This window comes from Rossellomorea aquimaris TF-12, from assembly GCF_001648555.1.
In the GTDB taxonomy this organism is placed as follows: domain Bacteria; phylum Bacillota; class Bacilli; order Bacillales; family Bacillaceae_B; genus Rossellomorea; species Rossellomorea aquimaris.
This window is the reverse complement of sequence record NZ_LQXM01000030.1, coordinates 586,739-612,387: the sequence shown is the minus strand read 5'-3', so window position 1 is coordinate 612,387 and position 25,649 is coordinate 586,739. Positions and strand designations below refer to the sequence as shown.

Genomic DNA, 25,649 nt, shown 5'->3' with positions numbered 1-25,649 from the left:
CCCTCGAGATGAGATTTCCCATCACTTTATGTGAGTAAGATCCCTAGAAGATGACTAGGTAGATAGGTCAGAGGTGGAAGCATGGCGACATGTGGAGCTGACTGATACTAATCGATCGAGGACTTAACCACACAGTATCATTTTGAAAATGAACAATATTGGTCGATATTCGGCTTTCTTGACATCAACTCTTTATCTAGTTTTGAAGGAACAACCTTCAATGAAATATTCGTCTGGTGATTATGGCGAAGAGGTCACACCCGTTCCCATGCCGAACACGGAAGTTAAGCTCTTCAGCGCCAATGGTAGTTGGGGGATCTCCCCCTGTGAGAGTAGGACGTCGCCAGGCGAGTAGAAAGAGTAGCTCTTAGGAGTTACTCTTTTTTTTGTTGTTTGGTTGTTTGTTCACAATTTGGCGCAATTAATTGTGAAAGTGGCCCAATTAAGTCTGAATCTGGCCCAATTCTCGAGCAAAGTGGCCCAATTTGTTTGACTTCTGGCCCAATTGAGCACAGTGTCGGGAATACAAGCCACTTGAAATAACCACCTGTTCACCATTTCGCACATTCTAGCCTCGGTTTCGCACATTTACGTTGGTTTTTCGCACATTTCACCCCCGATTTCGCACATTCCCCATCAAAACTCGCACATTCTTTCACATAACCCTCAACCCAGCAGCACTCAATCCCACTATTTTCAAACAAAAACCTCTCAACAGAACAAAAAATATTCATTAAACAATAAGAACTAATAAAAAGTTACTCTTCTTTATTGTTTTAAATGAGATGGGAAAATACAAAATCGTTCAAAATTCTGGCCCCCATATCAATTGCCCAGCTGTGCATAAATTAACCAATACAAACTTCAGTTTCGCACATTCCATACCAAAATCCGCACTTTCCTATGAAACTACCACACCAATAACAGACCACCCCCACTCCAACCAACACAAGATTTCCATTAAACACTTCTACCCCAAACTCTAAAACCAACCAAGCACATCGCTTTTCTTTTATTAATAACCATTTTATACTTAACACATATTTAAAAGGAGGTTATCAAATTGCAAACAACGAAAATGCGAGAGAAGTATGAAGAGTATATTTCAAAGTTTAAAGAGAAAACCCCTCAGGATGTTCAGGATAAAATGAAGAAGGCAATAGATGAGTTGGAAGGTTCTAATGAAGGTAAAGGGTTAAAGGTAGGAGAGAAGGCACCTGGATTCACTCTACCAGATGCGACGGGTAAAGAGGTTCATCTTGGAAGTGTATTAGAGAAGGGACCAGTAATTGTCACGTTTTATCGTGGTGGTTGGTGTCCATATTGTAATATGGAGTTACGAGCTTATCAGGAACTGATTCAGGAGATTCACAGTGAAGGAGCTGAGTTAATTGCAATTAGTCCGCAAACTCCCGATGCTTCTCTTTCTACGAAGGAAAAGAATGAATTAGCGTATTATGTGTTAAGTGATGAAGGGAATAAAGTGGCGAATGATTATAATCTTGTTTACCATCTCCCTCCTTACCTAGTAGAGATTTATAAGGAGAAAGGATTGGATTTAGAGAAGGCGAATGATAGTGATTCATGGACCTTGCCTGTTTCGGCAACGTATATCATTAGGCAGGATGGGACGATTGCTTATGAGTATACGAAGGCGGATTATAAGGATCGAGTAGAGCCTTCTGAGGTTGTTCAGAAGTTAAAAGAAATTTAATTTTATTCAGTAGAACCCTTTGGTTGAGGTTGTTTCATCCAAAGGGTTCTATTTTTTTAGTTTTATTTTTAAAAATTAGGATAGAAACAGGTATAGGCAGTTGCTAGATTTTGTCAGAGAGAGAATTTTGTTGAAAGTGGTTCATATTCGAAATCATTTCTAGTAAAATAGAGACTTAATTTGAGCATACTACTAATGATATTGGTTAGTAGAGGGGAGGAATCTAGAATGTTGGAAAATAGTTATCTAATGGTTGCCATCATCTTAATCATTAATATTGTATACGTATCCTTTTTTACGATAAGAATGATTTTAACCTTAAAGGGTTATCGATATATTGCAGCTTTTGTCAGTTCGTTTGAAGTGGTTATTTATGTTGTCGGGTTAGGTCTTGTGTTAGACAATCTGAATGAGATTCAGAATTTGGTTGCTTATGCCGTTGGGTATGGTCTCGGTGTCATTGTTGGAATGAAGATTGAGGAGAAGCTGGCACTTGGGTATATTACGGTGAATGTGATTACAAAAGAATATGATAAGGCTCTTCCAAATGAACTCCGTGCGAGAGGGTATGGTGTAACCAACTGGGAAGCAAATGGTTTGGAAGGGAACCGTATGGCCCTTCAAATTCTAACTCCTCGTAAGTATGAAATGAAGTTATATGATACGATTAAAGAGCTTGATCCTAAAGCTTTTATTATTGCTTATGAACCAAAAGCCATTCACGGAGGGTTCTGGGTTAAGACCGTTCGAAATATACGCAAAGGAAAATTAAAACAATGAGTAAAAAGAAAATGTTATTTGAAGTGCAGGAGAATGAAACCATTAGTGATTGTTTAGATCGAATGAAACAGGAAGGCTTTATGCCGGTTCGCCGGATGGAAAAGCCAGTGTTTGAGGAACAAAAGCAGCAAGGGAAAAGTGAATATGTCCCTGTAAAACAGACAATTGTTTTCGAAGGGAAGAAAATAGAAGAATAACACCCGTAAATCCGAACATTAATTTTCAGACTTTTATAATCGTTCGATTATTCGTTGACACTCTCTCTTTATCGCGTTATGATGGAGACAAATAAACCGAATACCCTCATATAATAATGGGAATATGGCCCATGAGTCTCTACCTGACTACCGTAAATGGTCGGACTATGAGGGAAAGTAGCTGTCTGGATACGTGAACGTCTGAGGACCCTGTCGGATAATAGGGGCTCATTCTTTAATAATGCCCAGATCAAGTGCTTTCTCTCATGAGAGCATTTGATCTGGGTATTTTTTGTACATAAAATTTGGGAGGTGCCTGTCACCATTATGATAGCAGTAATCATGGGAAGTACATCTGACTGGGGAACAATGAAGTTTACGTGTGATGTTCTGAAGGAGCTTGAAATTCCGTTTGAAAAGCGTGTGGTGTCGGCTCATCGGACGCCTGATTATATGTTTGAGTATGCTGAGAGTGCAAGAAATCGAGGAATTAAGGTAATTATTGCAGGTGCTGGTGGAGCTGCTCATTTACCTGGTATGGTAGCTGCAAAAACGACGTTGCCGGTCATTGGTGTTCCGGTGCAGTCAAAAGCTCTAAATGGAATGGATTCATTATTATCCATCGTTCAGATGCCAGGAGGAGTCCCGGTAGCGACTGTGGCAATAGGGAAAGCAGGAGCCACGAATGCAGGCTTACTGGCAGCACAAATCCTTTCGATTGAAGATCACAAGTTAGCCTCAACTTTACAAAAAAGAAGAGAAGCATTACGAGTGAAAGTTCTAGAAAGTAGTGATGACCTTGAATAAGAAAACGGTATTACCTGGACAAATGATCGGAATCATCGGTGGAGGACAGCTTGGGAGAATGATGGGACTTGCTGCAAAGCAAAATGGTTTTAAAGTGGCGGTATTAGATCCTTCTCCCCATTCTCCTTGTGCTCAAATAGCCGATCTTGTTATTACGGCTCCCTTTGATCAATATGATGCACTCTATCGATTGGCTGAAGAGTGTGAAGTCATTACGTATGAATTTGAAAATATAGATTATGAGGCTTTAAAGTGGCTGTCAGAAAGAGCGTATCTTCCTCAAGGAGCCGAATTAATCAGAATAACCCAAGATCGAATCATGGAGAAGGAAGCCCTTACGTTCGCGGGTGTTGAAGTGGCGCCATATGCCGTGATTCAACAGCAGAAGGATATCTATGATAATATAGATAGGCTCGGCCTTCCAGCGGTTCTGAAAACGAGTAGAGGAGGATATGACGGGAAAGGTCAATATGTCATCTCCAATACTAATCAAATAGAAGAAGCAGCAGTTTTACTTGAGAATGGACCTTGTGTGTTAGAAAAATGGATACCATTTGAAAAAGAATTATCTGTTATTGTGACGAGAAATCCTGATGGAGACCATACTTATTTTCCAGTAGTAGAAAACATACATGTGGATAATATTCTTCACGAAACCATTGCTCCTGCCAGAGTGAGTACAGAGGTATCGGTAAAAGCAGTTGAAATGGCGAAGAAAATCAGTGAAACCCTTGATTTAGTGGGAACGTTAGCGATTGAAATGTTCTTAACGAAAAGTGGGGATATATACGTGAATGAGCTGGCACCGAGACCTCATAATTCAGGTCATTACTCTATTGAAGCGTGTGACTCTTCGCAGTTCGCGCAGCATATTAAAGCCATTTGTAATTGGCCCCTCATTCAGCCTACCTTATTAAAGAGCGCTGTGATGGTTAATCTATTAGGAGAGCATGTGGAGCCTGTGATGAAGGTGATACCAGAGCATCCAAATTGGTTCATCCATCTATATGGAAAGGATGTTCCAAAGCCTAAACGGAAGATGGGGCATGTAACTCTTCTATCAAACAATATAGAAGAAACCCTATCAAGCATCCAAGAAGCTGGAATTTGGCAGATGCAAGAAAAGATCGGAGGACAAAAAATATGATTGAACGTTATACACGCCCGGAAATGGGAGCTATTTGGACAGAAGAGAATCGATTTCAAGCTTGGCTGGAGGTAGAAATACTTGCTTGTGAAGCTTGGGCAGAACTAGGGGACATTCCGAAAGAGGATGTAGCTAAAATTCGTGAAAATGCCGGCTTTAATGTGGATCGAATTAAAGAAATCGAAGAGGAAACACGACATGACGTTGTAGCCTTTACGAGAGCTGTTTCAGAAACCCTTGGAGAAGAAAGAAAATGGGTTCATTATGGTCTAACCTCAACAGACGTTGTAGACACAGCCCTTTCATATCAATTAAAGCAAGCCAATGACATTATCAAAAAGGATTTGGATCGTTTCGTAGAAATCCTTAAGAATAAAGCCATCGAACATAAAGATACGGTGATGATGGGGAGAACCCACGGTGTTCATGCTGAACCGACGACGTTCGGGTTAAAGCTTGCCTTATGGTATGAAGAAATGAAGCGAAATGTAGAGCGTTTTAAAGCAGCAGCTGAAGGAGTCGAGTTTGGAAAGATCTCTGGTGCTGTTGGAACTTATGCAAATATCGATCCATTTGTAGAGAAATATGTGTGTGAAAAGCTTGGAACGAAGCCTGCACCTGTTTCTACCCAAACCCTTCAACGTGATCGTCACGCTCATTACATGAGTACGATTGCCCTAATCGCAACGTCTATCGAGAAGTTCTCAGTAGAAATTCGTGGACTTCAAAAGAGTGAAACACGTGAGGTTGAGGAGTTTTTTGCGAAAGGTCAAAAAGGATCTTCCGCTATGCCTCATAAACGAAATCCGATCGGGTCAGAGAACATGACGGGAATGGCCAGGTTGATTAGGGGCTATATGCTAACTGCCTACGAAAACGTCCCTTTATGGCATGAGCGTGACATCTCTCATTCTTCAGCAGAGCGTGTCATTCTGCCTGACGCAACGATTGCCCTTAATTATATGCTTAATCGATTTGGAAATATCGTGAAGAATTTAACGGTCTTCCCAGAGAACATGCAGCGAAATATGGATCGTACCCTTGGGTTGATTTATTCACAACGAGTGCTGTTAGCTCTTATTGATAAAGGCATGACTCGTGAAGAAGCGTATGATACGGTTCAACCAAAAGCCATGGAGGCTTGGGAAAAGCAGGTTCCTTTCCGCTCTCTTATTGAAGAAGACAGCTTGATTACATCAAAGCTTTCTCCAATTGAGATAGATGATTGCTTTGATTACAACTATCACTTGAAGCATGTCGATACCATTTTTGAACGTTGCGGCTTAGTGGAATAAGCCCATCTGACAAATACATAGGGTAGGGGTTTACTTAAATCCCTCCCTTTTTTTATTGAAATTTAGACTGAAGATTGGCAAAATTCCGGTAACGAGGGGGCTTATAAATGGAAAAGGGAATGCTTTTATACGAAGGAAAAGCCAAACAAATCTTTGCTACAACTGACGAAGAGATTGTGTGGATACAGTATAAAGATTCGGCAACAGCGTTTAATGGGGAGAAGAAAACGAACATTGAAGGCAAAGGGGTTTTAAATAATAAGATTTCAAGCTTACTATTTTCAAAGCTTGCTGAAAAAGGGATCGAAAGTCATTTTATAAAGCAGTTATCGGATTATGAGCAGCTGGTCAAAAAAATACACATCATTCCTCTGGAAGTTGTGGTGCGAAATGTCATAGCGGGAAGTCTTTCGAAAAGACTCGGAATGGAGGAAGGAATTCCTCTTCAAAAACCTATCATTGAATTTTACTACAAAAACGATGATTTAGGTGATCCCCTTATAACGAATGATCACATTGATTTCTTAGAAATCGTAACCGATGAAGAACGAAATCAAATAAGAGAAATGGCTTTGGGTGTAAATGTTGTTCTTCAAGACATTTTTAAAGAAGCAGGTGTTACTCTTGTTGATTTTAAATTGGAGTTTGGGAAAGACCGCAACGGGGAGATTTTACTAGGTGATGAAATATCCCCTGATACATGCCGATTATGGGATGCTAAAACCAATCAAAAGCTCGATAAAGATGTTTTCAGAAGAGATTTAGGCAGTTTAACAGAAGTATATTCTATTATTTTAGAACGCTTAGGAGGAAACAAGTTATGTACAAAGTAAAGGTATATATCACATTAAGAGAAAGTGTATTAGATCCTCAAGGAAGTGCTGTTAAGCAGGCATTACATTCAATGGAGTTCAACGCTGTTGAGGATGTGCGTGTCGGAAAGTATATGGAGCTGACTCTTCCTTCTTCTGTAAAAAATGTAGAGGCGACGGTTGAAGAAATGTGTCATCGACTATTAGCAAACCCTGTCATCGAGGATTATCGATATGAGATCGAGGAGAGTGTGACTCAATGAAGTTTGCGGTAATTGTGTTTCCAGGCTCTAACTGTGACATTGATATGTACCATGCAATAAAGGATGAAATAGGGGAAGAAGTGGAATACGTTTGGCACGATGCTGATAATCTGGAAAAATATGATGGAATTCTTCTGCCTGGAGGATTCTCATATGGAGATTACTTACGTTCTGGAGCCATTGCCCGTTTTTCAATTGTCATGAAAGAAGTTGTAAAAGCTGCTGAGGAAGGAAAGCCGGTCCTTGGTGTGTGTAATGGATTTCAAATTTTACTAGAAACAGGATTGCTTCCAGGAGCTATGCGTCGAAATGATAGCTTGAAGTTCATTTGTAAAACAGTTCCGTTAACTGTTGAGAACAATGAAACAATGTTCACAAATGCCTATGAAAAAGGGCAGGTTATTCAAATCCCAATCGCTCATGGTGAAGGAAACTACTTCTGTGACGAAGAAACCATGATATCTCTAAAAGAAAACAACCAAATCGTATTTACGTATAGTGATGAAAATCCAAATGGAAGTGTAGAAAACATTGCCGGGATTACAAATAAGGAAGGAAACGTTTTAGGGATGATGCCTCACCCGGAACGAGCAATGGATACGTTACTAGGTAGTGAAGATGGGAAGAAACTATTTCAATCGATTGTAAAGCAATGGAGGGAAAAACATGTCGTTAATGCTTGAACCGACTTCAGCACAAGTAAAAGAAGAGCAGCTTTATCGTGAGATGGGTTTAACAGTCGAGGAATTTTCAATGGTGGAGAACATCTTAGGAAGAACACCAAACTACACAGAAACAGGTTTGTTCTCTGTTATGTGGTCAGAGCATTGCAGCTATAAAAATTCGAAGCCTGTATTAATGAAGTTTCCAACATCAGGGGAGCGTGTTCTTCAAGGACCAGGTGAAGGAGCGGGGATTGTTGATATTGGCGATGATCAAGCAGTTGTATTCAAAATCGAAAGTCATAACCACCCTTCAGCCATCGAACCATTTCAAGGGGCAGCAACAGGTGTCGGGGGTATTATACGAGACGTATTCTCGATGGGGGCAAGACCTATCGCACTCCTCAACTCTTTACGCTTTGGAGAGCTGGATTCTCCTCGTGTTCAGTATTTGTTTAAAGAAGTAGTGGCTGGTATTGCCGGCTATGGAAATTGTATCGGAATTCCAACTGTAGGTGGAGAAGTTCAATTTGATGCTTCCTACGAAGGAAATCCTTTAGTAAATGCTATGTGTGTCGGATTGATTGACCATAAAGATATTAAAAAAGGTCAGGCGCATGGGGTTGGAAATACGGTAATGTATGTTGGTGCTAAAACAGGTCGTGATGGAATTCATGGAGCAACCTTTGCATCAGAGGAATTAAATGAAGGATCTGAAGAAAAACGCCCAGCTGTTCAAGTGGGAGATCCATTCATGGAAAAATTATTGCTTGAAGCCTGCCTTGAATTAGTACAAAATGATGCTCTTGTTGGTATTCAAGATATGGGAGCGGCTGGTCTTACAAGCTCATCAGCAGAAATGGCAAGTAAAGCAGGATCCGGGATTGAGATGAATCTTGATCTTGTTCCCCAGCGAGAGGAGGGGATGACGGCATATGAAATGATGCTATCAGAATCCCAGGAGCGTATGTTAATCGTCGTTGAAAAGGGTCGTGAACAAGAGATTGTGGATCTTTTTTCAAAATATGACTTAGAAGCTGTTTCAATTGGAAAGGTAACAGATGATAAGCGTCTTCGACTTCTTCATAAAGGGGAAGTTGTAGCAGATGTTCCAGTCGATGCCCTGGCAGAAGAAGCGCCTGTATATAATAAACCTTCTCAGGAAGCGGCTTATTATAAAGAATTTCAAGGAATGGAAACTTCAGTACCTCAGGTGGATGACTATAAAGAAACCCTTCTTCAACTTTTACAGCAGCCAACGATTGCAAGTAAGGAATGGGTGTATGATCAATATGACCATCAAGTTCGAACAAGTACGGTGGTAAGCCCGGGTTCTGATGCTGCGGTGGTGCGTGTACGTGGAACAAGAAAAGCCCTTGCCATGACAACGGATTGTAATTCACGATACATTTATTTAGATCCGGAAGTCGGAGGGAAAATTGCCGTTGCTGAAGCGGCGCGTAATATTGTATGTTCGGGTGCAATTCCCCTAGCGATTACAGATTGCTTAAACTTCGGAAATCCGGAGAAGCCAGAAATTTTCTGGCAAATTGAAAAATCCGTCGATGGAATGAGTGAAGCGTGTCGAGAGCTATCGACTCCAGTCATTGGTGGAAATGTTTCCCTTTATAATGAATCCATGGGAACGGCGGTTTATCCAACACCAGTTGTTGGGATGGTGGGGTTAGTAGAAGATGTAGATCATATTACAACTCAGCACTTTAAAAATGCTGGCGATCTTATTTATGTGATTGGTGAAACGAAAGAAGAATTTGGTGGGAGTGAGCTTCAAAAGCTTACAGAAGGCAAAATCTTTGGGAAAGCGCCAAGTATTGATTTAAAAACAGAGCTTCGTCGACAAATGCAGCTTCTAGAAGCGATTCAAAAGGGTCTTGTGGCATCTGCCCATGATATGGCTGAAGGTGGCTTAGCTGTTGCTCTGGCAGAATCTGCTTTTGGCACGAAAAATTTAGGAGCAGAAATACAGGTATCAGGGGAAAACATTGTTGCCAGTCTTTTCAGCGAAACTCAATCACGTTTTATTGTGTCAGTTACTCCTGAAAATATAGATGAATTTGAGAAACTTGTTCCAGAAGCGAATATGGTTGGACGTGTGTTGGATCAATCGGACCTTCATGTGTTATCGGATAATAGAGAGACGATTTTACAAGCATCAGTTGAAGAATTGGAGACAGCTTGGAAAGGAGCAATCCCATGCCTGCTGAAATCAAAGGTTTAAACGAAGAATGTGGTGTATTTGGTATTTGGGGACATCCGAATGCCGCTCAAATCACGTATTACGGACTCCATAGCTTGCAGCACCGTGGCCAGGAAGGAACGGGAATTGTTGTGTCTGACGGAGAGAGATTACGATGCTTAAAAGGGGAAGGCCTCGTAACGGAAGTGTTTCAGGAAGGTTCCATTGAAAAGCTCGAGGGGAATGGAGCGATTGGTCATGTTCGCTATGCCACTGCTGGAGGCGGTGGCTATGAGAACGTTCAGCCCCTACTATTCAATTCACAAAATGGAAGTCTTGCACTAGCTCACAACGGAAATCTGATTAATGCCAATGCATTGAAGCACCAATTAGAGGGACAGGGTAGTATTTTTCAGACGAGCTCAGATACGGAAGTGTTAGCTCACTTAATAAAGCGAAGTGGCTACTCACAGCTGAAGGATCGTGTAAAAAACGCGTTAACCATGTTAAAGGGGGCGTATGCGTTTGTCATCATGACAGAAACAGAAATGATGATTGCTCTTGATCCAAACGGTCTTCGTCCATTATCACTGGGTAAAGTAGGGGATGCCTACTGTGTCGCATCAGAGACATGTGCCTTTGATATTGTAGGAGCTGAATTCGTACGTGATATTGAACCAGGGGAGCTTGTGATTTTAAATGCTGAGGGAATGACCTCAGAACGGTTTAGTTTTTCAGGAGGAAATGCCATGTGCACCATGGAATATGTGTATTTCTCAAGGCCAGACAGCAATATCCAGGGAATCAATGTTCACTCGGCACGTAAAAGAATGGGAATTGAGCTTGCCAAGGAAGCACCTATTGAAGCGGATGTCGTAACAGGTGTTCCGGACTCCAGTATCTCAAGTGCCATAGGGTATGCAGAGGAATCCGGGATTCCTTATGAAATGGGTCTTATTAAAAACAGATACGTAGGTCGAACATTTATTCAACCATCTCAATCCCTTCGTGAACAAGGGGTTAAAATGAAGCTTTCCCCAGTAAGAGGAGTAGTCGAGGGGAAACGAGTCGTAATGGTGGATGATTCCATTGTACGTGGTACAACAAGTAGAAGAATTGTCAGCATGCTGAAGGAAGCGGGTGCGAAGGAAGTACATGTTTGTATTAGCTCGCCGCCTATAAAAAATCCTTGTTTCTATGGTATTGATACATCGACACATGAGGAATTGATTGCCGCTAACAATTCCATTGAAGAGATGCGTCAGATTATTGGAGCGGATTCTCTAACCTTCTTGAGTACAGATGGTGTTTTAAGAGCCATTGATCGAGATGATTCTTCTGAAAATCGGGGTCAATGCTTAGCTTGTTTCACAGGGAAGTATCCAACGGAGATTTATCCGGATACACTTCACCCACATGAAAAAGAGTTAGTGAAATAGGAGGAATTAGGATGGCAAATGCGTATCGACAAGCAGGAGTAGATATTGAAGCGGGATATGAGTCCGTTGATCGAATCAAAAAGCACGTCAAACGAACAGCAAGAGAAGGAGTACTCGGTCAATTAGGCAGTTTCGGTGGCATGTTTGATCTATCCTCCTTACAACTAAAAGAACCTGTTCTTGTGTCTGGAACTGATGGTGTCGGAACGAAGCTGAAGCTTGCTTTTATGGCAGACCAACACGATACGATCGGTATCGATTGTGTGGCCATGTGTGTGAATGACATAGTCGTTCAAGGAGCAGAGCCACTGTATTTCTTAGATTATATAGCAACTGGAAAAGCACTTCCAGAAAAGATAGAAGGTATTGTAAAAGGGATTGCGGACGGATGTGAAATGGCGGGATGTGCTTTAATCGGAGGCGAAACCGCTGAGATGCCAGGAATGTATTCTGATGAAGAATATGATATAGCTGGATTTGCTGTTGGAGCTTGTGAAAAGAGAGAAATTATCACAGGTGAAGAAATTTCTGACGGAAATGTGTTAATCGGACTAGGGTCTAGTGGTATACACAGTAATGGGTACTCTTTAGTAAGAAAAATTTTCTTTAGTGATGAGTCTTTTTCTTTAGAGGAATCACTACCTGAGCTTGAGACCACACTAAAAGAAGCGTTACTTACACCCACAAAAATTTACGTAAAACCAGTACTGGCTGCATTGAAGAAATTCTCTATTAAAGGAATGTCTCACATTACAGGAGGAGGCTTTGTTGAAAATATCCCTCGTATGCTTCCTGAAGGATTACAAGCGGATATTATTCAAGGAAGCTGGAATGTGCCAAGTATTTTTGGAGCTCTTGAGCGCTATGGGAAAATACCTGGTGATGAGATGTACAATATTTTTAATATGGGGATCGGATTTGTATTAGCAGTGGAAGAACATGAAGCAGAAGATATTCTTCAATTTTTAAAAGATCAAGGAGAATCATCCTATATCATCGGGCGAGTGACAAAAGGTACTGGTGTCCGCCTGGTAAGGTGATTAAAACGGGGGCGAATCATGAGACAGATTGCCATTTTTGCATCAGGAAGCGGCAGTAATTTTCAAGCATTAGTAGACGCGGTACAAGGTGGAAGACTCAAAGCAAACATCAAGCTTCTTGTCTGTGATCAACCAGGAGCATTTGCCATTCACCGTGCTCAAACTGCAGGGATTCCAACATATGTATTCCGAGCAAAAGATTATGAAAACAAGCAGGCATTTGAACAGGAAATTCTAAATGAACTTACTCATTTAGGTGTTGATTTTATTGTATTAGCAGGATACATGAGGTTAATTGGTCCAACCTTGCTAGAAAGCTACGGAGGGAGAATTGTCAATATCCATCCGTCTCTTCTTCCTGCTTTTCCAGGAAAAGATGCCATCGGTCAAGCCATCAACGGCGGGGTGAAAATCACTGGTGTCACCATCCATTATGTGGATGCAGGCATGGATACAGGGGAAATCATCGCCCAAGAATTTGTCCGAGTGACAACAGGAGAAACCAAACAATCACTCCAAGACAAAATTCAGCACGTCGAACACCACCTGTACCCAACCACCCTCAACCACCTCTTCCTCACCACAGGCCACTGAAAATTACGCTTTAATGTGGTAAAGTGGTGGGGGACGCATCTAAAGAAGTGGAGTTTTTAAAGGGAACCAACTACCTTTTAATCGTCCACTTGTTCAACCCATAATGAAATAAAATCAACAATATCTTCAGAAGCGAACAGGTAGAGGAGGAGACAAAATGAAAAAAAGAGCATTGATTAGTGTTTCAGATAAAAGTGGTATTATCGAATTTGCTCAAGAGCTTATTCAGCTAGGTTATGAAATCATTTCAACAGGTGGTACGAAAAAACTTCTGCTTGAAAACGGATTAGAGGTTAAGGGTGTAGAAGAAGTTACCGGCTTTCCTGAAATTTTAGAAGGGAGAGTAAAAACTCTCCACCCTAACATTCACGGTGGATTACTTGCAAAGCGTGGCGAAGAGGCTCATCGCAAGCAATTAGAAGAACAAGGGATTGAAGGTATCGATTTAGTGTGTGTGAACCTTTATCCTTTTCAACAGACCATTGCAAAGCCTAATGTAGGGGTTGAAGAAGCAATTGAAAACATTGATATAGGCGGTCCTACCATGCTGCGGGCAGCTGCGAAAAATCATGAGTATGTAACCGTGATAGTAGATGCTCTGGATTATGATGAAGTGATTACTGAATTAAAGCTTCAAGGAGACGTTTCCTTAGAAAAGCGTCGTAAGCTAGCGGCTAAGGTTTTCCGACATACGGCTGCCTACGATGCTTTTATAGCTGAATATATGACGGATATCTCAGGTGAAGAAAACCCGGAACGCTTTACTCGAACATATGAGCTGAAGCAAACTCTGCGTTATGGTGAAAATCCTCATCAACAAGCATCCTTTTACCGTGCGCCACTAGGCTCGGAGTTTTCAATTGCAATGGCAAGACAGCTCCACGGTAAAGATCTTTCTTATAATAATATTAATGATGCTAATGCAGCTCTTCAAATTGTGAAGGAATTTACTGAGCCGGCGGCAGTCGCAGTAAAACATATGAATCCTTGTGGAGTAGGGGTTGGGACGACCATTCATGAAGCATTTTCTAAAGCATATGAAGCTGACTCAACATCCATCTTTGGTGGGATTGTTGCACTCAATCGTATAGTGGATGAAGATACTGCTAAGAAGCTCCATGAGATTTTCTTAGAGATTGTCATTGCTCCTGCATTTAGTGACGAAGCCTTTGAGATTTTATCCGGTAAAAAGAATATTAGATTATTAACGGTTCCATTTGAATCCACGAATAAAGTGGAGAAGAAGCTCACAACTGTAGAAGGTGGGTTACTCATTCAAGGAGACGATACCTTTACCCTTGATGATGCTGATTTACGAGTAGTCACAAAGCGCCAGCCTACTGAAGAAGAGTGGGCAAGCATGAAATTAGGCTGGAAAGTTGTGAAGCATGTAAAATCCAACGCAATTGTATTAACGGACTCCCATATGACTGTTGGAGTAGGTGCTGGACAAATGAACAGAGTAGGAGCAGCAAGCATTGCAATTGAGCAGGCTGGAGCAAAAGCAGTCGGATCAAGCATGGCTTCCGATGCATTCTTCCCAATGGATGACACTGTCGAAGCGGCTGTAAAAGCTGGTGTCACAGCCATCATTCAACCAGGAGGATCCATCCGTGACGAAGACTCTATCAAAAAAGCAGACCAACACGGCATCACCATGGTCTTCACCGGAATCCGCCACTTCAAGCATTAAGAGGGACGGACCTACCCTTCGCAAAAAGGCTTTTTTATAAGAATAGAAACTGCTTTTATTTGAAAGAGGGACGGACCCTCACAGGTACAATCATAAGGTTTCATTCATTTCTACATTTCAACCTCTCCTCAGCAGACGAAAAGAGGAGAGGTTTTTCTTAAGGGGGCTTTTCAAAATGAAGGTACTTGTCATCGGCCGTGGTGGTCGTGAGCACGCCATATGTAAGAAATTAGCGGAGAGCGAAAGTGTAACAAAAGTGTATTGTGCACCTGGGAACGCCGGGATTGCAAAAGAGGCAGAGCTTCTTTCAATAGATGAAACCAATGTAAGTGAGCTGATTGCCTTCGCCAAACAAGAAAACATCACTTTTACTTTCGTTGGTCCTGAAAATCCATTGTTAGAAGGTATTGTAAACAAATTTCAAGCTGAAGGCTTACAGATTTTTGGACCGACAAAAGAGGCGGCTATTTTAGAAGGAAGCAAATCTTTTTCAAAAGAATTAATGAAAAAATATCATATTCCCACTGCTAAGTATGAGGTGTTTACCAGGATTGAAGAAGCAATTGCTTACGTGAAATCAGCAGGAGCTCCAATTGTCGTAAAAGCAGACGGACTTGCTGCCGGCAAGGGTGTGGTGGTGGCTGAAACAGAAGATGAAGCCATACACGCTCTAGAAGAAATGCTCCTAAACGAACGATTTGGGGATGCTTCATCTAAAGTTGTAGTGGAAGAGTGTTTGTTTGGGGAAGAGTTCTCTCTAATGGCTTTTGTAAACGGTGAAAATGTCTACCCTATGGTGATTGCTCAAGATCATAAACGTGCATTCGATGGAGATCAAGGACCAAATACAGGTGGAATGGGGGCATACTCTCCGGTTCCTCATATTGCTGAAGAGGTTGTGGAAGAAGCGATTTCTAGTATTCTTTATCCAACGGCTAAAGCGATGGTGAAAGAAAATCGTTCATTTACCGGTATTCTTTATGCAGGGCTTATGTTAACAAATGAAGGTCCTAAAGTCATCGAGTTCAACGCAAGATTTGGCGATCCAGAAACACAGGTCGTATTGCCCCGTTTAAAATCTGACTTTGGCTTGGTTGTAAAAAACATGATTGAAGAAAAGTCGGTACAATTGGAATGGTATGAAGAAGCGGTTCTTGGAGTCGTATTGGCAGCAGAAGGGTATCCAGGAAAATATGAAAAGCATATTGTAATTCCTGATGTAGAAAAGGTCTTTAATGAAGAGACCCTCGTCTATCATGCTGGTACGATGCTTGGTGGAGAAAAAACTCTTGTTTCAAATGGAGGAAGAGTATTACTTGTAGCTACCAAAGCAGAATCCGTTGAAAAGGCAAAAGAAGCAGTATACAAAGAATTAAATAAAGAAGAATTTAATGGCTTATTCTACAGAAGAGATATCGGCAAAAAAGCTATCGAGCACGTCTCTTCCTAGATCGACGAATGAATACGTAGGCTATAGCAACAATTCCGCCAATTAATGAAAACAAAACATAAGACATATCCGTTAAATATTCCCAAAACATTACAAGCAACTCCTTAATGAATAAATTATTATCTAAGAGTGTCGGGCCGTGTCCTTTTTGAAGGGACGGACCTCGGCACTCTTGTTTTATTAATGCTTAATCCGTGAAATCAACAAAAATGACAGAGGTGAAAGGACGAGAGGTCCGTCCCTCCACCTCATGTATACACAATCATAAAATAAAGGTCCGTCCCTATTAGATAGGGTTGTTGCCGAGGTCGTCGTTTAGGGCGGCTTGGACTTCTTTGTTGGTGAATTCTTCTGGGTTGAAGTGGGATTCTTTTTTTGTGTTGGATAGTGGATCATCATGTTTTGTGTTGGATAGTGGATCATCATGCTGGTTGTGGTTATTCGTCTTGTGGGAGTTTGAAGACGTTTTGTCTGATTTCAGCATGTCTTTGAAATTGAGCATATCCTTCGCTTTAAAACCGCCAAATCCACCATTGCCGTCTCCATTTTTTTCAAATAGTGCCGTAATCGGGCAGTAGCGTAGTATTCCTTCTCCAACTTTCATGGCACCAATCATGGCCATAACAAGATAAGAATCTCTCCACGGACGCTTTACAAGCTTTGATGTGCTCCAAGCTAGAATCGTGAAGCCAACGGTAATTCGAATAAGGGCATTGATAATCCCTATGTTTGATGAAACTTTCATTTGTAAACTCCTCCTTAATAGAAAATTCACATAATTGTTGTAAACCTTTAATGCGTTAAATAGTAAAATATGTTAACATAATTGAAAGGTTGTCTTCTTATGGTTATGGCGTATCTAGCCACCAATAAAAGAGATATTAACCACTACTAACAAAGGCTTTGATTAGTAAATCGATTGGCTTTTATATACAAAAGTCAACATTTTTACAATAAAACCTAACCATTCCAATAGAGGAGTGTTCACATTGGAACAGCGCTACAGATGGAAGAACAAACAGCTACGAGATCATGTAAAAGTACTTGATGGAGATATCTCTCCAAGCATCGTTTTTAAGAATGCAACGTACCTTCACTCTACATTAAAGAAATGGGTGCAAGGACACATCTGGGTTTATGAAGATCGAATTGTTTATACAGGTGATCAACTACCAGAAAATCTTGAGTTTTGTGAAGTATTGGACTGTGAGTCACAGTACCTCGTTCCAGGATATATCGAACCGCATGTACACCCGTTTCAGCTTTATAATCCCCAATCTTTTTCCAAATATGCATCCCAAACTGGTACAACGACATTCGTAAATGATAACCTCATGTTGTTTTTGCAATTGGAAAAAAAGAAAGCGTTTTCTTTATTGAGGGAATTTAATGAATTACCTACGACAATGTACTGGTGGACTCGATTTGATTCACAAACAGAAATGAAAGATGAAGAAGTAATCTTTTCAAATGGAGAGGTCAAATCCTGGTTAGAGCATGACTCTGTTTTGCAGGGGGGAGAGCTTACAGCTTGGCCGAAATTACTGAAGGGTGATGACCTCACCCTCCATTGGATGCAAGAAGCGAAAAGAATAGGGAAGGTCATTGAAGGTCACCTTCCCGGGTCATCGGATAAAACGATTGCCAAGCTCAAATTGCTTGGAATTGATGGAGATCACGAAGCAATGACGGGAGAAGAAGTCTACAAAAGGCTCATTCAAGGATTAACGGTAACCTTACGTCATTCTTCCATTAGACCTGACCTGCCTGTCCTTTTAGATGGTTTAAAGGAACAGGGAATAGAACATTACGATTCCTTGCTGCTAACAACCGATGGTTCAACACCTGGCTTCTATAAAGATGGAGTCCTGGACGTATTAATAAAAATGGCGATAGATAAAGGAATTCCTCCTATTGTGGCCTATAATATGGCTAGCTATAACGTGGCTAACTATTATCATCTCACTCATCATCACGGAATGATCGCAACCGGAAGAGTGGCAAATATCAATATTCTTTCTCATAAAGATAACCCAACCCCTGTATCTGTTTTGTCTAAAGGAAAATGGGTACTCCGAGATGGAGAGCAGATCGAATATAACGAAAGTATCAATTGGGAGACAAATGGTTTCAAACCATTAGATTTAGACTGGGAAGTGAGCTATGACGATCTCCAGTTTTCCATGCCCTTTGGTCTTGAAATGATAAACGATGTCATTACAAAGCCTTATTCAATTGGTATAAATCCATCAACAGATGAGCTGCCCATGGAGCATGACGAATCTTTCCTCATGTTACTAGATCGAAAAGGTGAATGGAGAATTAGCACGATGATCAAAGGCTTCGCCAATAAAGTGATGGGCTTTGCATCGTCTTATTCAAATACGGGAGATATAATATTAATTGGTAAGAACAAATCGGATATGATATCAGCCTTTAATCGTATGAAGAGAATCGGTGGAGGAATTGTTCTAGCTGAAAAAGGTGAAGTGCTTCATGAGATTCCTTTACCGTTAAGCGGCCTTCTTTCCCAAAAGGAAATGCCTGAACTCATGAAAGAGGAAAAGGTTCTGAAAGAATTACTACACGATCGTGGATATAGGTTTCAGGATCCTATTTATACCCTATTGTTCCTTCAGTCCACTCACTTACCGTATATACGAGTGACTCAGAAGGGAATCTACGATGTTATGAAGAAAACGGTACTCTTTCCAACGATAATGCGTTAAAATATGAAAGTATAGGGAATTGGATTTTTACAAATAGGGGTGTCTAGATACATGCTGAAAAAATCTCTTATCATCGCTTTAAGTGCGTTTACACTTGTTGCATGTAGCTCAAGCAAAGAGTCGGAAAAAAAATCTATCGAACCTGAAACTGCTGCACCAGTTGTAAAAGAGGAGACCGGAGTAGAAACAGAAAAAAAGAAGAATCAATCACCGTTAACAGGTGAAGGAATAGAAGAAGAATCAACGGCGCGGTCCGTTGCTGTGATGGTCAATAATCACCCGAAAGCACGTCCTCAATCTGGTCTATCACAAGCAGATATTGTTTATGAAGTGCTTGCTGAAGGGAATGTCACTCGATTCCTAGCCATCTTCCAAAGCCATAAACCAGAGGAAGTTGGTCCAGTAAGAAGTGCCAGGGACTATTTTATTGAACTGGCCAAGGGATATGACAGCTTGTATATTGCTCACGGGTACAGTCCCGAGGCAAAAGAAATGCTTGATAACGGCTATGTAGATAGCTTAAATGGAATGGAGTATGACGGTTCGTTGTTTCAGCGGGCAAGCTTTCGAAAAGCTCCTCATAATTCGTACATTTCATTTGAGAACATTTATAAGGGAGCCAAGAAAAATAACGTTGATATGAAGCGTTCTCCTAATGCATTAAACTTTAACGATAGTGAGTCCGGTGGGGAAAATGCAAATTCTGTTATGATTTCATATTACGATAATCCACTTTTTAATGTTGTTTATGATTTTAATGATAAAGAAGGAAAGTATGAACGGTATTCAAATGGAGAACAAACCATTGATTACAGTACAAAAGATCCTGTTTTAGTAGAGAATATCTTCATAGTCGAAACCACGCATAGGGTAGTGGATGATGCTGGTAGAAGAGATATAGACCTGCAATCTGGAGGTAATGCCTACCTTATTCAAGAAGGTAAGCTCCGAAAGATTCAATGGAAAAACGTAGAGGGTCGAATTCTACCTTACGAAAATAATAAACTGATTAGCTTACGAAAAGGATCTACTTGGATTAATGTCATTCCAAGCTCTCCTGGATTAAACGCTTCAGTTTCGTATCAAGAATAGAAAATAAAGGAGACTTTTTATGCAAATCAATAAACTAAGAGGCAAGGAACTAGATCAACTCTTTAATGCCGTTCTTTCTTTGCAAGATCTTGAAGAGTGCTATCGATTTTTTGATGACCTATGCACAATAAATGAGATTCAATCTCTTGCTCAGCGTTTAGAGGTAGCGAGAATGCTTCAAGAAGGAAAGACGTATCATAAGATTGAGACGGAAACTGGAGCAAGCACCGCAACAATCTCACGTGTAAAGCGTTGTCTGAACTATGGAAACGATGCCTATACACTTGTATTGGACCGTGTTGAAAAAGAAAAAGAATAACTGCTATAAACCGCTATCTATATGAGTAGCGGTTTTTGTTTTGCTTTTTTACAGGATTCTCTCACCTTCCGCTCCCACTCATCTTTTTTTAGCGAACGATTTTAAGAGAGCGGTAGTAGAATTGTATTTATGTACTAAAAAATTTGCTTCATTAAACTTTACTTCCAACTAAATTTCTGATGGGCCCCTTCCAACACTTCTTCAACTTTTTAACAGGAAGAGAGGTAATGCGACACCCTTCTACAAATGATATAATACGTTAGATGGATGTATGAATGGAGGAACGAGCAATGTATGATGTCGAGAAGTGGCGCCATGTGTTTAAATTAGACCCGAACAAAAACATAGATGATGGAGATTTAGAGGCTATATGTGAATCAGGAACAGATGCCATTATTGTTGGGGGAACGGACGGTGTAACCCTTGAAAAGGTTCTGGATTTAATGGCGCGAGTGAGACGCTATACAGTTCCGTGTATCTTGGAAGTTTCAAACCTTGAGTCTATTACTCCAGGTTTTGACTTATATTTCATACCAATGGTATTGAATAGCTCTAATATAGATTGGGTTACCGGCTTGCACCATCAAGCTGTAAAGGAATACGGGGAAATTATGAATTGGGACGAAATCCTTGTAGAAGGATATTGTATATTAAATAATGATTGTAAAGCGGCTAAAGTAACGGAGGCGAATACTTCTCTTACAAGTGAGGAAGTAGCTGCATATGCCATGATGGCAGAGAAAATGTTTAATTTGCCGATTTTTTACTTAGAATATAGCGGTACATATGGTGACGTGGATACAGTGAAAGAAGTGAAGGATTCACTTGAACAAACAACGTTGTTTTACGGAGGCGGAATCAAAACGGTTCAGCAGGCGAAGGAAATGGCTGAAGTGGCTGATGTTGTCGTCGTTGGGAACGCTGTTTATGAAAATCTGAAAGAAGCACTTCAAACTGTAAAAGTAGTAAAAGAGTAAGAAGTTGGACTAGTGAACCTTTCCTTTTTAGGATATAATAGAAAGATAAATTCAGAACGTATGTTCGTTATGGTGGTGAGAAAGTTATGCAATTTTTGACTGATCGATTATTAAATGGAATGAACCCGGAGCAAGGAGAAGCAGTGAAGGCAACGGATGGACCATTGTTAATCATGGCAGGGGCAGGGTCTGGTAAAACAAGAGTGTTGACGCATCGAATTGCGTATCTAATGGTAGAAAAGGGTGTTAATCCTTATAATATTTTAGCCATTACTTTTACGAATAAGGCTGCTCGTGAAATGAAGGATCGTATTGATAACATTCTTGGAGGGGCTTCTGAAAATATATGGATTTCTACTTTCCATAGTATGTGTGTAAGAATTCTTCGCAGAGATATTGACCGTATCGGGTTCAATAGGAATTTTACGATACTGGATTCAACCGATCAACAATCTGTTATTAAATCTATTTTAAAAGCAAAAAACATTGATCCGAAAAAATTTGACCCACGTTCCTTATTGGGGTCTATTAGCTCGGCAAAAAATGAACTTATCCCTCCTGAAGAGTTCTCTAAACAAGTGGGAGGATATTATGATCAAGTCGTTTCGGATGTTTATACAGAATACCAAAAGAGACTTCGTAAGAATCAGGCGTTGGATTTTGATGACTTAATCATGACAACCATTCAATTATTTCAAAGAGTACCCGAAGTATTAGAATTCTATCAACGGAAATTCCAATATATTCACGTGGACGAGTATCAGGATACGAATAGAGCTCAATATATGCTGGTGAAATTATTGGCCTCTCGTTTTCAAAATCTATGTGTCGTTGGGGACTCTGATCAATCGATTTATCGTTGGCGCGGTGCGGACATTGCGAATATCCTTTCCTTTGAAAAGGATTATCCACGGGCAAAGGTTATTTTCCTTGAACAAAATTACCGTTCAACCAAGAAAATCCTGAAGGCTGCCAATGAAGTCATTCAAAAGAACTCAAATCGGAAGCCGAAAAACTTATGGACTGAAAATGATGACGGAGAGAAGATCTCTTATTTTCGTGCAGATAATGAACAATCAGAGGCTCAATTTGTAACAGGGAAAATTAAAGAGATGGTGGATAGCGGGAAGAGAAAATACTCTGATTTCGCCATTCTTTACCGTACAAATGCCCAGTCCCGTGTAATGGAGGAAGTTTTACTCAAATCGAACATCGAATATTCCATTGTCGGCGGAATCAAGTTCTACGATCGAAAAGAAATTAAAGATATTTTAGCTTACTTACGACTAATTTCTAATCCAGATGACGATATCAGTCTTCAACGTGTGATCAATGTTCCAAAACGTGGAGTAGGGGCAACGTCAGTGGACAAGATAGCCCGTTATGCACAAGATCATGATATTTCAATGTTTAATGCATTGGAAGAAGCTGATTTCATCGGGTTGAGTCCTAAAATCACCAAAGCTGTGATTGAATTTAAGGAAATGGTTAAAGGCTATACGGGAATGCAGGAGTATTTATCCGTGACAGAGCTAGTAGAAGAAATACTTGAGAAGTCGGGATACACAGATATGTTAAAGGCAGAAAAGTCAATTGAATCTCAAAGTAGATTAGAGAACTTAGACGAGTTCCTATCTGTAACGAAAAGCTTTGAACAATCTAATGACGATAAGAGTCTGGTAGCATTTTTAACAGACCTTGCATTAGTAGCGGATATAGATAAACTTGATGAAGATGATCAACCGAAAGAATCCGTTATCCTGATGACCCTTCACGCGGCAAAAGGATTGGAGTTTCCTGTTGTGTTCTTAATGGGAATGGAAGAAGGGGTCTTCCCTCATAGCCGATCTCTAATGGAAGAAGATGAAATGGAAGAAGAGCGCCGTCTGGCTTATGTTGGGATTACTCGTGCTGAGGAAGAGTTGTACTTATCAAATGCTCAAATGAGAACTCTATTTGGACAAACCAAAATGAACCCGGTTTCTCGATTTATTAATGAAATTCCAGCAGATTTGCTGGATGATGTGATGGCTGAGAAGAAGAGTGCTTTTTCATCGTTTGGAAAAGCAACATCGAAATCTCCTTCACGTCCTGCGCCACGAAAGCCCGTTTCTCGTCCTGTTCAAACAACAACAGGTGGAGAAGCAGTTGCTTGGCAGGTAGGGGATAAAGCACAGCATAAGAAGTGGGGAACTGGAACCGTCGTCAGTGTAAAAGGTTCAGGTGATAGCACGGAGCTTGATATTGCTTTCCCTAGTCCAATGGGAATTAAGCGTCTCCTTGCAAAGTTTGCCCCTATTGAAAAAGTATAATTTTTTGAGAGTGAATTAAGAAACGATTCACTCTCAATTATTCTATAAGGCTCATATCTAAAAGAGCCTATAAAAAGATATCCCATACACTTTAGCAAGAAAGGGTTGTGTAAATGGACAAGCAATCGGCTGAAAAACGTGTAAAAGAACTACATGATGTACTCAATCAATACAATTATGAATATCATGTCCTGGATAAACCTTCTGTGCCTGACTCTGAGTATGATCAATTGTTACGAGAGCTAATCGAGTTAGAGGATCAATTTCCTGATTTGAAAACATCAGATTCCCCTTCTGAGCGTGTTGGAGGTTCGATTTTAGAATCCTTTGAAAAGGTTGAGCACCGAACGCCAATGCTCAGTTTAGGAAATGCATTCAATGAAGAGGATTTACGAGATTTTGATCGTCGTGTTCGCCAATCTGTAGGAGACGATTTCTCCTATGTTTGTGAGCTGAAAATTGATGGTTTGGCCGTATCACTTCGTTATGAGGATGGAGTCTTCGTTCAGGGAGCTACTCGAGGAGACGGTACGATAGGAGAAGACATAACATCTAATCTAAAAACGATTCGATCCATTCCGCTGAAAATATCAGAACCCATTTCCTTTGAGGTTCGTGGAGAAGCCTTTATGCCAAAAGGTTCTTTTGAAGCCTTAAATAAGGTGAAAGAAGAAAAGGAAGAGGAACCCTTTGCGAATCCGCGAAACGCTGCGGCAGGCTCCTTACGTCAACTGGATCCTAAAATTGCTGCCTCTAGAAACCTGGATATTTTTCTATACGCACTCGCAGATGTTGGGGATACGGGAATTGAATCTCATAGTGAGGGATTAGATCGATTAGAACGATTAGGGTTTAAAACGAATCAAGAAAGACGTCGATGTGCTACCATAGAAGAAGTGATTGAATTCGTAGAGGGATGGACTGACAAACGTCCAAACCTTCCATATGATATTGATGGCATCGTTATTAAAGTGGATGCATTGCAACAACAACAGCAGCTGGGAACAACAGCGAAAAGTCCACGCTGGGCTATTGCGTTCAAATTTCCGGCAGAAGAAGTGGTAACTGTGTTGAAAGATATTGAACTAAGTATTGGTCGAACGGGGGTATTAACTCCAACGGCCATATTAGACCCTGTTCGTGTAGCGGGAACTACGGTTCAACGTGCCTCTCTTCACAATGAAGATCTCATTAGAGAAAAAGACATAAAAATCGGGGATCATGTGGTGATTAAAAAAGCCGGTGACATTATTCCTGAGGTAGTCAATGTCCTGGAAGACAAGCGAACAGGTGAGGAACAAGAATTTAAAATGCCTACCCATTGTCCAGAATGTGATAGTGAGCTCGTAAGGTTAGAGGGAGAAGTAGCCCTTCGCTGTATCAACCCAAAATGTCCAGCTCAAATTAGAGAAGGACTGATTCACTTTGTATCCAGAAATGCCATGAATATTGATGGTTTAGGGGAAAAAGTGATTAGTCAATTATTCAGAGAAAAGTTAATAGAAGACGTAGCTGACTTATATCGGCTAGAACGAGAACAGTTGCTTCAGCTAGAAAGAATGGGAGAGAAATCAGTTGATAATCTTTTAGAAGCAATAGAAGCTTCGAAAGAAAACTCCCTGGAAAAGCTCTTGTTTGGACTAGGAGTGCGACATGTAGGGGCGAAGGCAGCAAAGACCCTAGCTCAACAATTTCATTCCATGGAAAAGTTGATGACAGTCAGCAAGGATGAACTTACGGATATTAACGAAATAGGTGAAAAAATGGCAGCTGCTATTGTAGCTTATTTTGATAATGAAGAAGTGAAGGAATTAATCGAAGAATTAAAAGAAGCAGGAGTAAACCTGGAATACAAAGGTCCAAAGCCTGTAAAGGTAAGCGAAGTGGACTCATATTTCGCTGGTAAAACGGTTGTACTTACAGGGAAGATTGAAGTATTAAGTCGTAATGAAGCGAAAGATAAAATAGAAATGCTTGGTGGAAAAGTGACTGGTAGTGTAAGTAAGAAAACCGATCTTGTGATTGCAGGGGAAGATGCAGGATCAAAGCTTGCAAAAGCCAATGAACTAAACATAGAAGTATGGGATGAGGACAAGCTGATGGAAGAACTTAACCGATAAGAGGTGTAAC

22 protein-coding genes, 2 rRNA genes, 1 pseudogene and 1 riboswitch are annotated in these 25,649 nt (G+C 40.7%); of the genes and pseudogenes, 23 read left to right on the top strand and 2 right to left on the bottom strand.

Features of this window, described 5'->3' with window-relative positions:
* The 17 genes from IQI_RS20095 to purD all read left to right on the top strand — a co-directional run.
* A 23S ribosomal RNA gene (locus IQI_RS20095) occupies positions 1–131 on the top strand; the annotation flags it as partial.
* A gap of 101 nt (positions 132–232) precedes the next feature.
* Positions 233–349 (top strand): 5S ribosomal RNA (rrf, locus tag IQI_RS20090).
* A 729-nt stretch (positions 350–1,078) separates the two neighbouring features.
* Complete coding sequence (locus IQI_RS20085; RefSeq protein WP_064094480.1) at positions 1,079–1,714, top strand: peroxiredoxin-like family protein; 636 nt, start codon at positions 1,079–1,081, stop codon at positions 1,712–1,714.
* A gap of 228 nt (positions 1,715–1,942) precedes the next feature.
* On the top strand, positions 1,943–2,494 hold the full coding sequence (locus tag IQI_RS20080) for a DUF2179 domain-containing protein (RefSeq protein WP_064094432.1): 552 nt from the start codon (positions 1,943–1,945) through the stop codon (positions 2,492–2,494).
* A complete protein-coding gene (locus tag IQI_RS20075; RefSeq protein ID WP_064094431.1) occupies positions 2,491–2,691 on the top strand; it encodes an NETI motif-containing protein in 201 nt (66 codons plus the stop codon). Before IQI_RS20080 ends, IQI_RS20075 begins: the two co-directional genes overlap by 4 nt.
* A gap of 86 nt (positions 2,692–2,777) precedes the next feature.
* Positions 2,778–2,879: riboswitch (purine riboswitch) on the top strand.
* 139 nt (positions 2,880–3,018) lie between these two features.
* Positions 3,019–3,498 (top strand): 5-(carboxyamino)imidazole ribonucleotide mutase, encoded by a 480-nt coding sequence (purE, locus tag IQI_RS20070; protein WP_064094430.1) that lies wholly within the window; start codon positions 3,019–3,021, stop codon positions 3,496–3,498.
* Complete coding sequence (gene purK / locus IQI_RS20065; protein WP_197489782.1) at positions 3,485–4,645, top strand: 5-(carboxyamino)imidazole ribonucleotide synthase; 1,161 nt, start codon at positions 3,485–3,487, stop codon at positions 4,643–4,645. Before purE ends, purK begins: the two co-directional genes overlap by 14 nt.
* Positions 4,642–5,940 (top strand): adenylosuccinate lyase, encoded by a 1,299-nt coding sequence (gene purB, locus IQI_RS20060; RefSeq protein ID WP_064094429.1) that lies wholly within the window; start codon positions 4,642–4,644, stop codon positions 5,938–5,940. The genes purK and purB overlap by 4 nt, the downstream gene beginning before the upstream one ends.
* Before the next feature lie 107 nt (positions 5,941–6,047).
* Positions 6,048–6,773, top strand: coding sequence for a phosphoribosylaminoimidazolesuccinocarboxamide synthase (gene purC, locus IQI_RS20055; RefSeq protein ID WP_064094428.1), 726 nt, complete (start codon positions 6,048–6,050; stop codon positions 6,771–6,773).
* The gene (gene purS / locus IQI_RS20050) at positions 6,761–7,015 is read left to right on the top strand and encodes a phosphoribosylformylglycinamidine synthase subunit PurS (RefSeq protein WP_064094427.1); all 255 of its coding nucleotides are present in this window, start codon (positions 6,761–6,763) and stop codon (positions 7,013–7,015) included. Before purC ends, purS begins: the two co-directional genes overlap by 13 nt.
* Positions 7,012–7,698 carry a phosphoribosylformylglycinamidine synthase subunit PurQ gene (gene purQ, locus IQI_RS20045; RefSeq protein WP_064094426.1) on the top strand — a complete coding sequence of 229 codons (687 nt, stop codon included), beginning with the start codon at positions 7,012–7,014 and terminating at the stop codon, positions 7,696–7,698. The genes purS and purQ overlap by 4 nt, the downstream gene beginning before the upstream one ends.
* Positions 7,682–9,916, top strand: coding sequence for a phosphoribosylformylglycinamidine synthase subunit PurL (purL, locus tag IQI_RS20040; protein ID WP_064094425.1), 2,235 nt, complete (start codon positions 7,682–7,684; stop codon positions 9,914–9,916). The genes purQ and purL overlap by 17 nt, the downstream gene beginning before the upstream one ends.
* The gene (gene purF / locus IQI_RS20035) at positions 9,892–11,313 is read left to right on the top strand and encodes an amidophosphoribosyltransferase (RefSeq protein ID WP_064094424.1); all 1,422 of its coding nucleotides are present in this window, start codon (positions 9,892–9,894) and stop codon (positions 11,311–11,313) included. Before purL ends, purF begins: the two co-directional genes overlap by 25 nt.
* A gap of 11 nt (positions 11,314–11,324) precedes the next feature.
* A complete protein-coding gene (purM, locus tag IQI_RS20030) occupies positions 11,325–12,353 on the top strand; it encodes a phosphoribosylformylglycinamidine cyclo-ligase (protein WP_064094423.1) in 1,029 nt (342 codons plus the stop codon).
* Positions 12,354–12,371: 18 nt separating this feature from the next.
* Positions 12,372–12,947 (top strand): phosphoribosylglycinamide formyltransferase, encoded by a 576-nt coding sequence (gene purN / locus IQI_RS20025; RefSeq protein ID WP_064094422.1) that lies wholly within the window; start codon positions 12,372–12,374, stop codon positions 12,945–12,947.
* 157 nt (positions 12,948–13,104) lie between these two features.
* Positions 13,105–14,640, top strand: coding sequence for a bifunctional phosphoribosylaminoimidazolecarboxamide formyltransferase/IMP cyclohydrolase (gene purH, locus IQI_RS20020; RefSeq protein ID WP_064094421.1), 1,536 nt, complete (start codon positions 13,105–13,107; stop codon positions 14,638–14,640).
* Between the two features lie 175 nt (positions 14,641–14,815).
* Entirely contained in the window at positions 14,816–16,090 is a 1,275-nt protein-coding gene (gene purD / locus IQI_RS20015) for a phosphoribosylamine--glycine ligase (RefSeq protein ID WP_064094420.1), read from the top strand.
* On the opposite strand, the gene IQI_RS21285 is transcribed toward purD, so the two are convergent.
* Together IQI_RS21285 and IQI_RS21110 are read right to left on the bottom strand one after the other, a co-directional pair.
* Positions 16,068–16,157 (bottom strand): EYxxD motif small membrane protein, encoded by a 90-nt coding sequence (locus IQI_RS21285; protein ID WP_328585760.1) that lies wholly within the window; start codon positions 16,155–16,157, stop codon positions 16,068–16,070. The genes purD and IQI_RS21285 overlap by 23 nt on opposite strands.
* A gap of 480 nt (positions 16,158–16,637) precedes the next feature.
* Positions 16,638–16,835 (bottom strand): annotated as a pseudogene (locus IQI_RS21110) (YgaP family membrane protein); the annotation flags it as partial.
* Positions 16,836–17,079: 244 nt separating this feature from the next.
* On the opposite strand from IQI_RS21110, the gene IQI_RS20005 reads away from it, so the two are divergent.
* The 6 genes from IQI_RS20005 to ligA all read left to right on the top strand — a co-directional run bounded on the left by IQI_RS20005 (position 17,080) and on the right by ligA (position 25,639).
* Positions 17,080–18,819: an adenine deaminase C-terminal domain-containing protein gene (locus IQI_RS20005; protein WP_064094419.1), complete on the top strand. Its 1,740-nt coding sequence runs from the start codon at positions 17,080–17,082 to the stop codon at positions 18,817–18,819.
* A gap of 51 nt (positions 18,820–18,870) precedes the next feature.
* Complete coding sequence (locus IQI_RS20000; RefSeq protein ID WP_064094418.1) at positions 18,871–19,911, top strand: DUF3048 domain-containing protein; 1,041 nt, start codon at positions 18,871–18,873, stop codon at positions 19,909–19,911.
* A gap of 19 nt (positions 19,912–19,930) precedes the next feature.
* Complete coding sequence (locus tag IQI_RS19995) at positions 19,931–20,230, top strand: YerC/YecD family TrpR-related protein (RefSeq protein ID WP_064094417.1); 300 nt, start codon at positions 19,931–19,933, stop codon at positions 20,228–20,230.
* A gap of 290 nt (positions 20,231–20,520) precedes the next feature.
* Entirely contained in the window at positions 20,521–21,207 is a 687-nt protein-coding gene (gene pcrB / locus IQI_RS19990; RefSeq protein WP_064094416.1) for a heptaprenylglyceryl phosphate synthase, read from the top strand.
* Between the two features lie 86 nt (positions 21,208–21,293).
* Positions 21,294–23,519: a DNA helicase PcrA gene (pcrA, locus tag IQI_RS19985; RefSeq protein WP_064094415.1), complete on the top strand. Its 2,226-nt coding sequence runs from the start codon at positions 21,294–21,296 to the stop codon at positions 23,517–23,519.
* 113 nt (positions 23,520–23,632) lie between these two features.
* Positions 23,633–25,639 (top strand): NAD-dependent DNA ligase LigA, encoded by a 2,007-nt coding sequence (ligA, locus tag IQI_RS19980; RefSeq protein WP_064094414.1) that lies wholly within the window; start codon positions 23,633–23,635, stop codon positions 25,637–25,639.
* Positions 25,640–25,649: the final 10 nt, after the last annotated feature.

Excerpts from the sequence above, each read along its gene's own strand:
- IQI_RS20085 (WP_064094480.1), top strand. The coding sequence starts at position 1,079 with ATGCGAGAGAAGTATGAAGAGTATATTTCAAAGTTTAAAGAGAAAACC.
- IQI_RS20080 (WP_064094432.1), top strand. The coding sequence starts at position 1,943 with ATGTTGGAAAATAGTTATCTAATGGTTGCCATCATCTTAATCATTAAT.
- IQI_RS20075 (WP_064094431.1), top strand. The coding sequence starts at position 2,491 with ATGAGTAAAAAGAAAATGTTATTTGAAGTGCAGGAGAATGAAACCATT.
- purE (WP_064094430.1), top strand. The coding sequence starts at position 3,019 with ATGATAGCAGTAATCATGGGAAGTACATCTGACTGGGGAACAATGAAG.
- purK (WP_197489782.1), top strand. The coding sequence starts at position 3,485 with ATGACCTTGAATAAGAAAACGGTATTACCTGGACAAATGATCGGAATC.
- purB (WP_064094429.1), top strand. The coding sequence starts at position 4,642 with ATGATTGAACGTTATACACGCCCGGAAATGGGAGCTATTTGGACAGAA.
- purC (WP_064094428.1), top strand. The coding sequence starts at position 6,048 with ATGGAAAAGGGAATGCTTTTATACGAAGGAAAAGCCAAACAAATCTTT.
- purS (WP_064094427.1), top strand. The coding sequence starts at position 6,761 with ATGTACAAAGTAAAGGTATATATCACATTAAGAGAAAGTGTATTAGAT.
- purQ (WP_064094426.1), top strand. The coding sequence starts at position 7,012 with ATGAAGTTTGCGGTAATTGTGTTTCCAGGCTCTAACTGTGACATTGAT.
- purL (WP_064094425.1), top strand. The coding sequence starts at position 7,682 with ATGTCGTTAATGCTTGAACCGACTTCAGCACAAGTAAAAGAAGAGCAG.
- purF (WP_064094424.1), top strand. The coding sequence starts at position 9,892 with ATGCCTGCTGAAATCAAAGGTTTAAACGAAGAATGTGGTGTATTTGGT.
- purM (WP_064094423.1), top strand. The coding sequence starts at position 11,325 with ATGGCAAATGCGTATCGACAAGCAGGAGTAGATATTGAAGCGGGATAT.
- purN (WP_064094422.1), top strand. The coding sequence starts at position 12,372 with ATGAGACAGATTGCCATTTTTGCATCAGGAAGCGGCAGTAATTTTCAA.
- purH (WP_064094421.1), top strand. The coding sequence starts at position 13,105 with ATGAAAAAAAGAGCATTGATTAGTGTTTCAGATAAAAGTGGTATTATC.
- purD (WP_064094420.1), top strand. The coding sequence starts at position 14,816 with ATGAAGGTACTTGTCATCGGCCGTGGTGGTCGTGAGCACGCCATATGT.
- IQI_RS21285 (WP_328585760.1), bottom strand. The coding sequence starts at position 16,157 with ATGTCTTATGTTTTGTTTTCATTAATTGGCGGAATTGTTGCTATAGCC.
- IQI_RS20000 (WP_064094418.1), top strand. The coding sequence starts at position 18,871 with ATGCTGAAAAAATCTCTTATCATCGCTTTAAGTGCGTTTACACTTGTT.
- IQI_RS19995 (WP_064094417.1), top strand. The coding sequence starts at position 19,931 with ATGCAAATCAATAAACTAAGAGGCAAGGAACTAGATCAACTCTTTAAT.
- pcrB (WP_064094416.1), top strand. The coding sequence starts at position 20,521 with ATGTATGATGTCGAGAAGTGGCGCCATGTGTTTAAATTAGACCCGAAC.
- pcrA (WP_064094415.1), top strand. The coding sequence starts at position 21,294 with ATGCAATTTTTGACTGATCGATTATTAAATGGAATGAACCCGGAGCAA.
- ligA (WP_064094414.1), top strand. The coding sequence starts at position 23,633 with ATGGACAAGCAATCGGCTGAAAAACGTGTAAAAGAACTACATGATGTA.